Raw genomic sequence first — 13348 nt, 5'->3', positions numbered from 1 at the left:
ATCGCTGGCCCCGAACCCAGGGACCGGCGCCGGGTGGTCAGTTTCTCATACCCGCGAATTTCCAACCGGGGTCGAATGGAAGGCAAAGAGCAGATGAAGACTGCAGAAGGTAATTGGCCAGGCGCCAGTGTGGCGCTCGTCGCTGTCGGGGAATTGGTTCCGTACGCGCGCAACGCGAAGCTGCATCCCGAGGCACAGATCGGCCAGATTGCGGCGTCTATCGAAGAGTGGGGCTTCACCATCCCTGTGCTGATCGACGAGAGCAAAATGATCATCGCAGGGCACGGGAGGGTGCTGGCTGCTCAGAAACTCGGGCTGCAGGATGTGCCCTGCATCATTGCCGTTGGCTGGAGCGAGGCCAAGAAGCGGGCGTATGTCATTGCGGACAACAAGCTGACAGAGACTGGTGGCTGGGACAGCAATATGCTGGCTCTCGAGTTGAGCGATCTCATAGCTGAGGACTTCGATCTGGATCTGACTGGGTTCTCAAAGGGTGAAGTGGACGCGCTTCTCGACGATCTCTTGCGCGGCGAAGGAGCGGCTGAGGGTGAAGACGAGGTGCCCGACGTCCCCGAGACACCTGTCAGTCAGCCAGGGGACCTCTGGCTTCTTGGCAACCATCGACTGCTTTGCGGCGACAGCACCCGCAAGGCGGATGTCGAGCGGCTCTTCGATGGTGTCAAACCGCTGCTGATGGTCACTGATCCACCTTACGGGGTGAACTACGATCCTGCATGGCGCAACGCGGTAGGGGCCACGAAAACCAAGCGGACCGGCAAGGTGCTCAATGACGATCGCGCGGATTGGACGGAAGCCTGGGACCTCTTTCCCGGTGACGTCGCCTATGTGTGGCATGGCGCCCTTCATGCGGCAGGCGTGGCTCAAAGCCTTGTGACTTCTGGGTTCCGCATCCGTGCACAGGTTATATGGGCCAAAGACCGGCTCGTTCTCAGTCGTGGCGATTACCACTGGCAACACGAGCCCTGCTGGTATGCAGTGCGCAGTGACGGCAAAGGGCACTGGTCTGGGGATCGCAAACAGACAACACTCTGGCACATCTCGAATACGGGCCAGGACGCGGAGACCGTCCACGGCACCCAGAAACCCGTCGAATGCATGCGGCGGCCGATACTGAACAACTCCAACCCCGGGCAAGCCGTCTACGATCCGTTTCTGGGCTCGGGTACAACGCTCATTGCGGCCGAGACTACCGGTCGGGTGTGCCTCGCCATGGAATTGAACCCGGCCTATGTAGATGTGGCCATCATGCGGTGGCAGAAGCTCACCGGTCAGGCTGCCATTCTCGCTGGCGTCGATGAAACGTTCGGCGAGCGTGCTGCCAATACCGCGGAATCCGCGCAGGAGGAGACCGCATGACCCGCGGACCAAAGCCGAAACCGTCGGCGCTCAAGCTCATACAGGGCAACCCCGGCAAACGGCGGGTCAACATGAGCGAGCCCAAGCCGAAGCCAGTACGCCGGCCAAAGCCACCCATCGACCTGGATGAGGCTGGTCAAAAGGAGTGGCAACGTGTGGTTCGGGAACTGGATGCGCTGGGCTTGGTGAGCAAGCTCGATGTGGCAGTTCTCGCCGCCTATTGCGTGGCATTCTCGCGCTTCAAGGCTGCCAATGAAGCGCTGATGGCAATTGCCAACAAGGATACTTCCTTCCACGGTCTCCTGATCAAGACCCGGCAAGGCAACTGGATACAGACCCCTTGGTCGGGGTCGCGCGCCGTGCAGCTGACGACATGACACGCTTGGCGGCGGAGTTCGGAATGACACCTTCGGCGCGCACGCGCCTGGAAGTGAAAGCCCCCGAAGAGAGCAATCCATTCGCACAATTCTTGTGATGAAGGTTCGAGCTCTGCCCCGTCGGGCATTGGGGCCGACCAATGGGAGTTTGGCATGTCCTGGCTGGCCGAGATTTTATGCTTCCGTGGCCGGCTCTCACTCAACTCATAGCAGCATCAACTTCGCCTATTCTTCCCGCCAGAACTTCGGTGGCCCTGGTCGAGAAGCAACGTCGAGTTTCGAGCTTACCTCAAAGTGCGGTCGTTCGATGCTCGTCTCGCCAGTTGTCTTGACCAAGCCATAGGCCAATGTCGACTTGGCGGCTACTTGGAGTGCCTCTTTGCCTCGAATGTTACTCATGAGCTCCTTGGATTATCGCACTGCAGCTGATTCCCCGGCCGTTGGTGCGCTCCTTACGCGCGGATCCGAAACAAGACTTAGCGGAGTAGTGTCGTCATTTGGCTTGGGATGTCTATAATTGACATGATTACAAATACTTAAGAGCCGGTCTACTCTGGTGGCGCTGGTTCAGCACAAGGGGCTCTTGCGCCTTTCTGGCGAGCCAGCCGAGATTGGTGGAGGGTTTAAATGACCGTGGCATCAATCCCGAAACGGCACACCGCGGGGCGGGGACAAATGCCAAGCGCAGTCCGAAAGGCCGAAGCGTGTCCCCTGGCGCCAGACCCGGCGTCATCAAGTAGCGGCTGACCTCGGGGCGAGGGTCTGAGCGACCTCGGGGGCCTGAAGCGACGGGGCGGCTCCGGCCGAAACGCACGGCGGAAGGCACAGGGACCGGCTCGGGCAAGCGCCGGGGCTGGTCGTCCTATGCCTTCTGCTCGAGGGCTCACCAGCCGAAACACACCCCTGAGTAAACATTCTATTGAAGGACGACGCGCGCGCGACGTTAGATCTGGGGTTCCAAACATCATGGCGTAGCTTATCGCTGGCGTAACGGCATACTGCTTGAGCGGGTGGAACTGCTGCGGCGAACGGTCTGCGTTGACTATTTGATCCAGATGATCGGCTGGGGCAGTGGCGTGAACCGGGCATCCACCACACCGTACGACGTGCACTTCCTAGCGGATGGCGCGCCACAGGGCGATCACGGCTTTGGAGGCCACTTAGCCGGCCCCATTCCAACGGATGGTGCTTGACGGGGCAGCAGTAGACAGCGCCGGGGGTGCGGTCCTTTTTTATCCCGAGATTTTCGGGAGCCTAGTGCTGGCGAAGATGGCGACGGACCAGCAGGTATTTCTGACGAGCCCCTATGCATGACTTTCACAGGAGAATGTGCCCCAAGTCGACCTCCTACCGGCTTGCTATACGTGGCAGGGGATGGCAGCGCGCCTGGTGGGTCGGGAACCGTAAAGAAAGCCGGCTGCCGCTCGGGCGATCGCTGGGGCCCATCGCCGGTTGGAAGGAAGGTTAAGTGTGATTTCGGCTAAACGGCGAATGTTCGGTTCAAGACCAAGCGGAGAGTTGGGCGTCAACCGTCCGTTCGGCCTCATAGTGAGGCTGCCGCTACAAGTAGCATGATCAGTGTGCGGCTTTTGTTCAGGAATGGGTCCACGTAGGGCAGATAATTGTTTCAGCTGGTCGCTGCCTATCGATTGTATCTGTCAGATCGCTCGGCTGGCGAAGTCCAGAAGCTAGGCCGTGCTCTCGCTCGTTTCCTTCAACAGTTCGGTAACTCGACCGAGCGCCCCGTCCATCAAGAGTTTTGAGGAAGCGGCTGTAAGGTTGCCGTTCTTGTCGACCGGCCCACCTCGCGTGTCAGGGCGGAGCTGTTGCAAGTGCACGTCCATGGCGGCGACCTCGAGCAAGTGCTTCAGCGCGGGCAAGCCCCGCATGCCGCCGACGCCCATCGGTGCGGCCCCGACGAGTGCGGTGGGCTTTCCCGAGAGGACGGGGCGCGTTTCGGTTTCAGCGAGCATGAGCCAGTTCAGGGAGAGTCGAAACTGGGTGGAGAACGCGCCGGTGTACTCGTCGGCGCTGACAAAGAAGCCATCGGCTCCGTTAAAGAGTTTCGTGAGCGCTCCGACGCTCGGATCGTCGGCGGCCGAGGCAGCGATCGGGGGCAACGCGTACTCCATGAGGTCGACCGACAGGACGTTGATTTGACCGCCGAATTTACTCTCGGCAAAGCGCGCGGCTGCGATGGAGAGGCGCGAGTTTAGCGAGGTGCGAAGGCTGCTGCCCGAAAGGAAGAGGAGGGTGCGCATGGGTGTCCTTATTGTCTGGTCTCTTACGTTGAACATGCCGTGTCTTGACACTGGTTGGCGCCATACGTAAACACAAAAGTGCGAATATAGTACAGTGTTCGGATATCGCACAAGATTATCTGGCCACTGCCAAGGGAGGAAACGCGACGATGGATGGCGCCAGGCCAACTTCCGAAACCACGCCCCGTTGGGCCGAAGAAGACGGCGGCACCCGTGTGCCCTACTGGGTTTTCCAGCGCGAGGACGTGCGGAGGCTCGAGACGGACAAGGTGTTCCACGGGCCTTGCTGGAACTACCTCTGCCTCGAATGCGAACTTGTCGCCCCCGGTGACTTTGTTGCCGTCCATGTCGGCGAAACCCCGGTGATCGTTACCCGCGACGCCGATGGCCAGTTCTATGCCTTCGAGAACCGCTGTGCCCATCGGGGCTCGCTGCTGGCGCTGGAAGACCGGGGCAACGTCAAGGATTTCACCTGCGTCTACCATGCCTGGACGCACAGCCTGCAGGGCGACCTCGTGGGCATTGCGTTCAAGGACGGCATCAAGGGCTGTGGTGGCATCGCAGAAGGTTTCGACATGTCGAAGTACGGCCCGCGCAAGCTGCGCGTGCAAACGGTCGAAGGCATGATCTTCGGCAGCTTCGACGAGGATGTGGACGATCTCGAGGACTACCTCGGCGAGGAGCTGATCGGAAGGATCGCACGGGTCTTCAACGGGCGCACCCCGGTGGTGCTGGCCCGCTTCACCCAGATACTGCCGAACAACTGGAAGCTCTACGTGGAGAACACCAAGGACAGCTATCACGCCTCGATCCTGCACACGTTCTTCACGACCTTCGAGTTGAACCGCTTGTCGCAGAAGGGCGGGATCATCGTGAGCGAGGAGGGGGGCTGCCATGTCAGCTACTCGATGATCGACCGCGATGCCGAGGAGAAAAAGAAGAACGCGAGCCTCTACTCCGAGCAGAAGATCCGCTCGGACAAGGATATCGCGCTTCAGGACACCTCGATGCTTCAGGGCTTCAAGGAATTCCCCGACGATATCACCCTGCAGATCCTCACGGTGTTCCCCAACTTCGTGCTGCAGCAGATCCAGAACAGCCTAGCCGTCCGGCGGGTGCAGCCGACGGCCACCGATAGCACCCAATTGCACTGGACCTATTTCGGCTTCGAGGAGGATACCCCGGAAGAGCGGAAGATCCGCCTGAAGCAGGCCAACCTTGTCGGCCCGGGGGGATATGTCTCGATGGAAGACGGCTGCATCGGCGGGTTCGTTCAGCGTGCCACGGCGACAGCTTCGGGCGAGCGGGCGGTGCTTGCGATGGGCGGATATGACATCGGCTCCGGCAACGACCGGATTACTGAGGCCTCGATCCGAGGTTTCTGGACCGAGTACCGCGCGAGGACGGGCCTGTGAGGGATTACGTGCAAACCGCTGCGACCGCCGCTCGCATTGCCGAGGCCCAGGCTCGTTACGTGCACACCATCGACGATGGCAATTGCGTGGAGTGGCCCGAGTTCTTCGTGGATGACTGCTTCTACATGGTCACCACGGCCGACAACTTCGCACAGAACCTCGAGGCAGGGATCATCTGGCTCGACAGCAAGGCCATGCTGCATGACCGGATCCTGTCGCTCTTCGAGGCCAACGTCTATGAGCGGCACAGCTACCGGCACATGATCGGCCAGCCCTTCATCACCTCGATCGAGGGCGACGAGGTGGAGTGCGAAAGCTCCTTCATGGTGGCGCGGATCACCCGCGAGGGGCCGACGATGCTGTTTGCCACAGGGCGTTACATCGACCGCTGGCGGTTGACCGACGAGCAGGCGCTCATCGTCAAGCGCATCGTGGTGCTGGATAGCGGCTACATCGACACGCTGCTGGGTTTTCCGCTCTGATGGATTTCACTCGAGACCGTGTTCTTGTGTCGATCGGCGACCCGAACGGCATCGGCCCGGAGGTTGCAGTGAGGGCCGCCGCCGCGCTGGCGGACGAGCCCGCGCTCAGGCCGGTGCTGGTGGGCGATGCCCATGTGATCGAACCGCTGGCGGAGGCTGCTGGCTTCGCCCTTGCCGAGGGGCCAGGCGACTGGGGCGCGGATGGCGTGGTGGACGTGGCGCCCGTAGAGGCGCTTTCGAAAGCCGATCACACACCGGGCGAAGTTTGTGCCGAGGCGGGACGGGCAACCGTGGCCTATATCGAGGCGGCCCTCGCGCTGGTCGATGGAGGCACGGGCCGTGCTATCGTGGGCTGCCCGCATTCGGAAACCGCGGTCAACGCCTCGGGGCGCAAGTTTGCCGGCTACCCGCCGCTCATTGCAGAGCTGCGGGGCACCGGGCCGGACACAGTTTTCATGATGCTGGTGGGGGGCGGCCTGCGCATCATTCACGTCACGCTCCACGAGGGGCTGAAAGGCGCGCTCGACAGGTTGTCCCCAGATCTGATCGAGCGCGCCACCCTCGCGGGGGCCGGGGCTCTGAAGGCCTTAGGCATTGCCGCTCCGCGCATCGGCCTCTTCGGGTTCAATCCCCATGCCAGCGAGGGCGGACTTTTCGGCTCTGAAGACCTCGAGATCGTGACCCCGGCGCGCGACCGCCTGCGCGCTCAGGGGCTCGACGTGGAGGGCCCCACCGGGGCTGACACCATGCTGGCGATGGAAGGGTTCGACGCATTCGTCTGCATGTACCACGACCAGGGCCACATCCCGGTCAAGCTGAAGGCGGGGCGCACCGCCTCGGCTCTGGCGGTTGGCGGGGGCGTGCTGTTTTCCAGCGTCGGGCATGGGGCAGGGTTCGACATCGCGGGTAAGAACCGGGCCGACCCGGAAGCCATTCTGCGCACGATACGACTGATCGGAGGCATCCAATGAGCCACACCATTTCCGTGCAGGGCGAAGACATAGCGGTCGAGTGCAACGAGGACGAAACTGTGCTGGACGCGATGGAGCGCGCAGGCTTCGCCATTCCCTATTCCTGCCGCAAGGGCGTCTGCGCGTCCTGCGAGGGGGGGCTTTGCGCCGGTGAGGCGATGGTGCGGGGGCAGGGCCATCTGACCGGCCCCGAGCCGGGTGTGAAGTTGTGCCAGGCCCGGCCGCTGACCGATATCGAGATCGCGCCGCTGCGCATCCGCAAGGTTGATCCGGTGGCGCGCAAGGTGCTCGAAGGCAAGGTGCGCAAGATCGAGAATCCGGCCGAGGACGTTGCGGTGATCCACCTGCGCTTTCCCAACGGGCGCCGCGCGCCTTTTCGTGCTGGGCAATACCTGCGGGTGATCCTCCCCGATGGAGACAGCCGGAACTTTTCAATGGCCAACCCACCGCAGAAGAACGACGGCCTGGAGCTGCACATCCGGCATGTTCCGGGCGGAAAGTTCTCGGAGGCGGTTCTGTCGGGCCTTGCGCCCAAGGACGTGCTCGAAGTCGAGCTGCCATATGGGGAGTTCACCCTGACCGAGGCCGACACTCCGGCGCTGCTGATTGCCACGGGAACCGGATTTGCCCCGATTGCCTCCATCATCGAAAACCAGGTGCGCAGCGGCAGCGCGCGCCCGCTCCATCTTTATTGGGGCGGCAACACGGCGGCGGATCTCTACAAGCGCGTCGAGATGGAGGCGCTGGCGGCAAAGCATGAGTGGTTCACCTTTACGCCCGTCGTCTCTGGCGACGACCCCCGCTGGAAAGGCCGTCGCGGGCTGGTGCACGAGGCCGCGCTGAAGGACTACCCCGACATGGGCGGGATGGAGGTTTATGCCTGCGGTGCGCCGGTGATGATCGAAGCGGCGCAGCGGGACTTCTGCGCCAGGGCAGGGCTCGACCCGGAGATGTTCTTTTCCGATGCCTTCGTGCCGTCGGGTGATGCGGAGGCGCTCTCGGCATGACCGGCGGCGGGGAGGAGGCGCAGGGATGAACGGAGCAGAGGCATTGACGCGGGCATTGCTGGCGGGCGGCGTGGATACCTGTTTTGCCAACCCCGGCACGTCGGAGATGCATTTCGTCGCCGCGCTCGACAGGTTCGAGGACATGCGGCCCGTGCTCTGCCTGTTCGAGGGCGTGGCCACCGGCGCGGCGGACGGCTTTGGCCGCATGGTCGACAGGCCCGCCGCCACGCTGATGCATCTTGGCTTCGGGCTGTCCGGCGGGCTGGCCAATCTGCACAATGCGCGCAAGGCGCCTTCGCCGGTTGTAAACGTGGTGGGCGATCACGCCTCCTGGCATCGCGCCTCCGGCTCGGCGCTGGTGAGCGATGTCGAGGCGCTGGCCAAGCCGATGTCGGACTGGGTGAAAACCAGCGGCAGTGCCGCCGATGTGTCTTCCGATGCTGCCGAGGCCATTGCGGCGGCGCGCTCGCGCGGCGGCCAGGTGGCAACCCTTGTCCTGCCCGCAGACACCGCCTGGTCGGAGGGGGGCATCGAAGCCGCCCCACCCGCGCCAGCGCCGGAGTCCGCCGTAGATGAAGGGGCCATTTCAGCCGCCGCCAAGGCGCTCACGTCCGGTGAGCCGGCAATGCTGCTGCTCGGGGGGGCCGCCCTGCGTGCGGTATCGCTCGCATGTGCGGGTCGCATCGCCGCGGCCACGAGCGCAAGGCTGGCAACACCCTATGGCATCGGCAGGCTCGAACGCGGCGTCGGGCGGGTGCGGGTGGAGCGCTTGCCCGCGCTGATTGATCCGGCCCGAAAGGTCTTTGCCGGCATACGCCACGTGATCCTTGCCGGCACCGGGAAGCCTGCCGCGATGTTCGCCTATCCCGACAAGCCGCGTGCGATGGAGGATCCGGGCACGATCTTCCACACGCTCTGCGGCGACCCGGCCCTGGCACCCGCCGCGCTGGCTGCACTCTGCGAGGCGCTGGGCGCAAAAGTCGACGGGCCGGTGGAGCAGGCGCAGGATCCGGCAATTCCAGAGGGCGCGCTCACACCCGATGCGATCCTGCGGTGCGTCGCCGCCGCGATGCCGCCGCAGGCTATCATCGTCGACGAGAGCATATCGGCCGGGCGCAACTTCTTTCCGCTGTCGCAGGGTGCTGTGCCGCACGATTACCTGCAACTGCCCGCCGGAGCGCTGGGCAACGGCATTCCCGTCGCGCTGGGCGCGGCGCTGGCCTGCCCGGATCGTCCGGTGATCAACCTCGAAGGTGATGGCAGCGCGATGTACACGGTGCAGGGCCTCTGGACGCAGGCGCGCGAGCAGGCGAACGTGACGACCATCATCTTCTCCAATCGCCGCTACAACATTCTCGATGCCGAACTCAAAAATGTCGGCGTGGCGGGAGAGATGGGCTCTCGGGCCCGCGGCATGCTCAGCCTCGACAGGCCCGATATCGGCTGGATCGACATCGCCCGCGGTTTTGGGGTTGATGCGGTGCGCGTCGAGGACGCAGCCCGGCTGGCAACACTCATAGCCAGCGCAGCGACCCGGCAGGGCCCGCTCCTGATCGAGGCGGTGCTGCCGTGAAACAGGTTCAGAATTTTCCGTTGTTACCCAGTCAAACCGAACGTTGAAACGCGCAAAACCAGGGAGGAAACATGTTCAAACTCAACACATTCAAGCCGGTGGTCGCCGGCCTTGCTCTTGCAGCCGCCGCCATGGTGGCCGCGCCGCGGGCCGAAGCAGAGATTGTCGTCATGGGCGGCAACCCGGAGGGCAGCCTGTTCTACGCCCAGAGCCAGGCCATCGGCGCGGTAATCGGCAAGCACACCGACATTCGTGTCGACGTGCTGCCGCAGTCGCCTACTGTCTATTTTCCGATGTTCATGACGCAGGAAGCCGACATCGGCCTGTCCAGCCCGATCGAGGCGGACTTCGCAGCGCGGGCCGTCGGCCCTTATGAAGGCGTGAACGGGGGCGAGGGCTACCCGCTGACCACGCTGATGATCGGCTCGCCCATCCGCCTGTCGATCGTGGTGCGCGGCAATGCCGGCATCGAAACACTTGCGGATCTGAAGGGCAAACGCGTTGTGGCCGACTACGGTGCCTTCGCGGGCTCGTCGATCACCGCGGAGGCCGCCCTTGCAAACGCGGGGCTTACCGCCGATGACGTCGAGGTGGTTAGCGTGTCGAGCTACCCTGAAGGGGTGAGTGCCGTGATCGAGGGCAGGGCAGATGCCGCCGTGGGCTCGATGGGCAGTGGCATTCTGCAGCAGTTGAATGCCGCCGAAGGTGCCAAGCTCCTCTCCATCGACCCCTCCGACGAGGCGATGGCGCGCTCGCGCGAGATCGGCGCCGCCTTCGTGCCGCTCGAGGTCAAGGCGGGCCCGGTGGGCGCGGATGAGGACATCTTCGTTCTGAGCTATGGCACCACGCTCTATGCCCGCCCCGATCTATCGGACGAAACGGTGACAACGGTGCTCAAGGCTGTCTGGGACCACTACGAAGAGCTGAAGGCCATCCACCCGTCGCTTGCGACCTGGACACCGGACCGCTTTGCCAGCACCCAGACCATGGTGCCCTACCACCCGGCCGCCATCGCCTTCTACAAGGAGCAGGGCGTCTGGACCGATGAGGTCGAGGCCCGCAACGCGGAAGTCTCCGGGCAGTAACACCATTCGCCCTTCCGCCGCGCGCGGGAGGGCATCCCTTCCAGCCAGACCATCCGGCCCGGAGTGCGCGCACCCGTGGCCGTCGAGGAAAGCGAGAATAAAATGGATAACAGGCGTCAACTTTCCGGAGTCTGGAGACTCGCGGTTTTCGCTCTGGCCATGCTGATTCCGCTCGCTTCGGTCGTCTACGCGCTTCAGCTTCTTCCGCGCGTGGGTATCATTATCTACAAGGAACAGTTCCTCGCGCTCTTTCTCGCCCTATGCGTGGCGATCACGTTTCTGACCAGGCCGGCGCTTCGCCGTGAGGTCTTCGCCCTGCGCTGGATCGACCTTCTCTGCGCCGTCGCGGCTCTGGCCGTGGGCGGCTACATCTTCTTCGAATACGAAACCATCGTCCGCAACCTCGGACTCATCACGACCGACAAGGTGATCGTCAGCGTGATCGGCCTCGTTCTGCTGCTGGAGTCGGCACGGCGGCACGCGGGCTGGGCAATGGTCAGCGTTGGCCTGCTGGCGCTCGCCTATGCTTTCTTCGGGCACAACCTTTCAGGCATGTTCGAAACCCGCGTCATCCGCTGGGACAGGTTGGTCACCTACAACTACCTGAACGCGGGGGCCGTTTTCGGCACGCCGCTTTACGTCGCCGCGACCATCGTGACCAGCTTCGTGATCTTCGGACAGATGCTGTTTCTGGTGGGCGGCGGTGACGCGATTTCTGATTTCGCTTTGGCCCTGATGGGCAAGCGGCGAGGGGGGCCGGCCAAGGTGTCCATCGTGTCCAGCGCGCTGTTTGGCTCGCTTTCGGGCAGCGCCTCGGCCAATGTTTCGACAACCGGTATCCTCACCATCCCGTTGATGCGGCGGGTGGGCTACAGCGCCGAGAAGGCCGCCGCCGTGGAGGCCGTTGCCTCGACCGGCGGGCTCGTTCTGCCGCCGGTGATGGCGGCCACCGGCTTCCTGATGGCCGAGTTTCTCGGCGTGCCCTATGCCACCATCGCGCTTGCGGCGGCAGTGCCCGCGCTGCTCTTCTACTTCTGCCTCTACCTCCAGGTCGATATGGAGGCCGGCAGGGCCGGTCTTTCCGGTGCCCGGGGCGAGGATCTGCCCGATCTGCGCGACGCCTCTATCCAGATCATCCCCGTCGCCATCCCTTTTGCCGTGTTGCTCTATGCCCTTTTCGGCCTCAACTGGAACCCGGCGGCCGCCGCCTTTGCCGGCGCTTTGGCCACCGTGCTGCTTTCGCTTGCCCTGCCGAAATGGCGGCGCTCGTTCAAAGGCTATCTCAAGACCATTGCTGGTGCGGGCGAAGCTGCCGTTTTCATTGCAATCATGTGTGCCGTGGCGGGCATCGTGGTGGGCTGCCTCGGCCTCACCGGCTTGGGCTCCAGCCTGTCGCAGAACCTGGTGGCGATCTCGGGCAACAGCATCTGGATGCTGCTGATGTTCTCTGCGCTGGGCTGTATCGTTCTGGGCATGGGGGTGCCGGTGACGGCCACCTACATCATCCTCGTCATCCTGATCGGCCCCGCGCTTGAAGAGCTGGGGATCGACCGGCTGGCGGCCCATATGTTCATCTTCTACTTCGGCACCCTGTCGTTTCTGACGCCGCCGGTATGCCTTTCCGTTTTCGTTGCCGCAGCAATTGCCGGGTCGGCCCCGATGCGAACCGCGATGCACGCGCTCAAGTTCGCGGTCGTAGCCTACATCATCCCGTTTGCCTTCGTGCTGAACACCGGCTACCTGCTGGTTGGAACATGGGGCGAAATCGCGGCCGCCATCGTTGCCGGGATTGCCGGCGTGTTCATGCTCTCCTTCGCGCTGGTAGGCCATTTCGTGCGGCCGGTGGCGCCCTGGCTCCGCGTTGCGGCCCTTGCCGCCGGTCTCGCCGCGATTTTCCTCGTGGAGTATCACTGGGCCGTCGCGCTGGCTGCGCCGGTTCTGCTGGCGGCCTTCTACATGCTGCAGAAGCGGGGCGCGGCGGCAGACAAGCTGCGCCACTCAGAAGTTACGGGATAGGGCCTCGGCGTAGCGCCGCAAGACCGGCAGCAGCTCGCTCTTCATCTGCGCCGCCGACACCCGCGCCCGAGAGGCGGACACGCTCATTGCGGCAATCGTCTTGCCGTCGCGGTCCACCACGGGAACGGCCAGCGCGGCCATCCCGTCTTCAAGCTCCTCATCGGTGATCGCCACCCGCTCTTCGCGGACCTTCAGGATCACCTCGCGCAGCCTGCCCTTGTCGGTGACGGTGTGCCTCGTGAGCGGCTTCGGATCGAGCTGCTCGAGGTAGGTATCGAGCTTGTCGTCGGGCAGGTCGGCAAGGAGCACCCGCCCGGTGGCAGAGCAATAGCCAACCAGCCGACGACCGATACGCGCCAGCGACGACACGATCTTTTCGGCTTCTGCCCGCGCCACGAAGACCGGTTCGTAATTGTCGAGGACCGCCAGGGAAACGGACTCCTGAACCTCGTCCCGAGCGTGTTCGAGATGTGCCTGCGCCAGTTGCGGAAGCGAGGCGTTCTGAAAGTAGGCATCGCCCAGTCTCAGCAGGCGCGGGGCGGGGTGAAAGGCCGACCCCACCTGCGCCACGTAGCCGAGGTTCAACAGTGTCAAAAGGCTGCGCCTTGCGCTCGCGCGACTGGTATTCGTGGCTTGCGCCGCCGCAGAAATGGTCAAGGGTTTTCTGTCAGTGGAGAACACCTCGATAATTGCTAGCCCCTTTGCCAGCCCTCCGATGTTGTCGCCGCTTGTTGTCAAGTTTCCCCCTTCGGCGACAAATACTGGATCCAGTGCCACAGGGTCT

General features: G+C 63.4%; 10 protein-coding genes and 1 pseudogene. 9 read left to right on the top strand and 2 right to left on the bottom strand.

Translation table 11 applies throughout. The features are described from left to right. Positions 1-93: 93 nt before the first annotated feature. On the top strand, positions 94-1377 hold the full coding sequence (locus DYI42_RS06900) for a site-specific DNA-methyltransferase (protein ID WP_213545200.1): 1284 nt from the start codon (positions 94-96) through the stop codon (positions 1375-1377). After that, a pseudogene (locus tag DYI42_RS06895) lies at positions 1374-1852 on the top strand (phage terminase small subunit P27 family). The gene DYI42_RS06900 and the pseudogene DYI42_RS06895 overlap by 4 nt, the downstream one beginning before the upstream one ends. Positions 1853-3442: 1590 nt before the next feature. On the opposite strand, the gene DYI42_RS06885 reads toward DYI42_RS06895, so the two are convergent. Next, the gene (locus DYI42_RS06885) at positions 3443-4015 is read right to left on the bottom strand and encodes an NADPH-dependent FMN reductase (RefSeq protein WP_213545197.1); all 573 of its coding nucleotides are present in this window, start codon (positions 4013-4015) and stop codon (positions 3443-3445) included. A gap of 149 nt (positions 4016-4164) precedes the next feature. Here DYI42_RS06885 and DYI42_RS06880 point away from each other — a divergent pair, with 149 nt between their 5' ends. The 7 genes from DYI42_RS06880 (at position 4165) to DYI42_RS06850 (ending at position 12564) form a co-directional block, all read left to right on the top strand. Beyond that, on the top strand, positions 4165-5430 hold the full coding sequence (locus DYI42_RS06880; protein WP_213545196.1) for an aromatic ring-hydroxylating oxygenase subunit alpha: 1266 nt from the start codon (positions 4165-4167) through the stop codon (positions 5428-5430). Then, complete coding sequence (locus tag DYI42_RS06875; RefSeq protein WP_213545195.1) at positions 5427-5912, top strand: aromatic-ring-hydroxylating dioxygenase subunit beta; 486 nt, start codon at positions 5427-5429, stop codon at positions 5910-5912. Before DYI42_RS06880 ends, DYI42_RS06875 begins: the two co-directional genes overlap by 4 nt. Next, complete coding sequence (locus tag DYI42_RS06870) at positions 5912-6883, top strand: PdxA family dehydrogenase (RefSeq protein WP_213545194.1); 972 nt, start codon at positions 5912-5914, stop codon at positions 6881-6883. Before DYI42_RS06875 ends, DYI42_RS06870 begins: the two co-directional genes overlap by 1 nt. Beyond that, positions 6880-7890: a 2Fe-2S iron-sulfur cluster-binding protein gene (locus DYI42_RS06865; protein WP_213545193.1), complete on the top strand. Its 1011-nt coding sequence runs from the start codon at positions 6880-6882 to the stop codon at positions 7888-7890. The genes DYI42_RS06870 and DYI42_RS06865 overlap by 4 nt, the downstream gene beginning before the upstream one ends. 25 nt (positions 7891-7915) lie before the next feature. Continuing rightward, the gene (locus DYI42_RS06860) at positions 7916-9463 is read left to right on the top strand and encodes an acetolactate synthase large subunit (protein WP_213545192.1); all 1548 of its coding nucleotides are present in this window, start codon (positions 7916-7918) and stop codon (positions 9461-9463) included. A 71-nt stretch (positions 9464-9534) separates the two neighbouring features. Beyond that, positions 9535-10548 (top strand): TAXI family TRAP transporter solute-binding subunit, encoded by a 1014-nt coding sequence (locus tag DYI42_RS06855; protein WP_213545191.1) that lies wholly within the window; start codon positions 9535-9537, stop codon positions 10546-10548. 102 nt (positions 10549-10650) lie between these two features. Next, positions 10651-12564, top strand: a complete 1914-nt coding sequence (locus DYI42_RS06850; RefSeq protein ID WP_274608799.1) for a TRAP transporter permease — start codon at positions 10651-10653, stop codon at positions 12562-12564. Here the strand turns inward: DYI42_RS06850 and DYI42_RS06845 are convergent. Then, entirely contained in the window at positions 12547-13341 is a 795-nt protein-coding gene (locus DYI42_RS06845; protein WP_213545245.1) for an IclR family transcriptional regulator domain-containing protein, read from the bottom strand. The genes DYI42_RS06850 and DYI42_RS06845 overlap by 18 nt on opposite strands. Between the last annotated feature and the right edge of the window lie 7 nt (positions 13342-13348).

It is taken from the genome of Vannielia litorea (genome assembly GCF_018424695.1).
Taxonomy (GTDB): Bacteria; Pseudomonadota; Alphaproteobacteria; order Rhodobacterales; family Rhodobacteraceae; genus Vannielia; species Vannielia litorea_A.
The sequence above is the reverse complement of the archived record's forward strand: the minus strand, read 5'-3'. Positions and strand labels throughout refer to the sequence as shown.

Bases quoted from the DNA above. Each gene is read 5' to 3' on its own strand.
- DYI42_RS06855 (WP_213545191.1), top strand. From the start codon at position 9,535: ATGTTCAAACTCAACACATTCAAGCCGGTGGTCGCCGGCCTTGCTCTT.
- DYI42_RS06880 (WP_213545196.1), top strand. From the start codon at position 4,165: ATGGATGGCGCCAGGCCAACTTCCGAAACCACGCCCCGTTGGGCCGAA.
- DYI42_RS06860 (WP_213545192.1), top strand. From the start codon at position 7,916: ATGAACGGAGCAGAGGCATTGACGCGGGCATTGCTGGCGGGCGGCGTG.
- DYI42_RS06865 (WP_213545193.1), top strand. From the start codon at position 6,880: ATGAGCCACACCATTTCCGTGCAGGGCGAAGACATAGCGGTCGAGTGC.
- DYI42_RS06900 (WP_213545200.1), top strand. From the start codon at position 94: ATGAAGACTGCAGAAGGTAATTGGCCAGGCGCCAGTGTGGCGCTCGTC.
- DYI42_RS06870 (WP_213545194.1), top strand. From the start codon at position 5,912: ATGGATTTCACTCGAGACCGTGTTCTTGTGTCGATCGGCGACCCGAAC.
- DYI42_RS06850 (WP_274608799.1), top strand. From the start codon at position 10,651: ATGGATAACAGGCGTCAACTTTCCGGAGTCTGGAGACTCGCGGTTTTC.
- DYI42_RS06885 (WP_213545197.1), bottom strand. From the start codon at position 4,015: ATGCGCACCCTCCTCTTCCTTTCGGGCAGCAGCCTTCGCACCTCGCTA.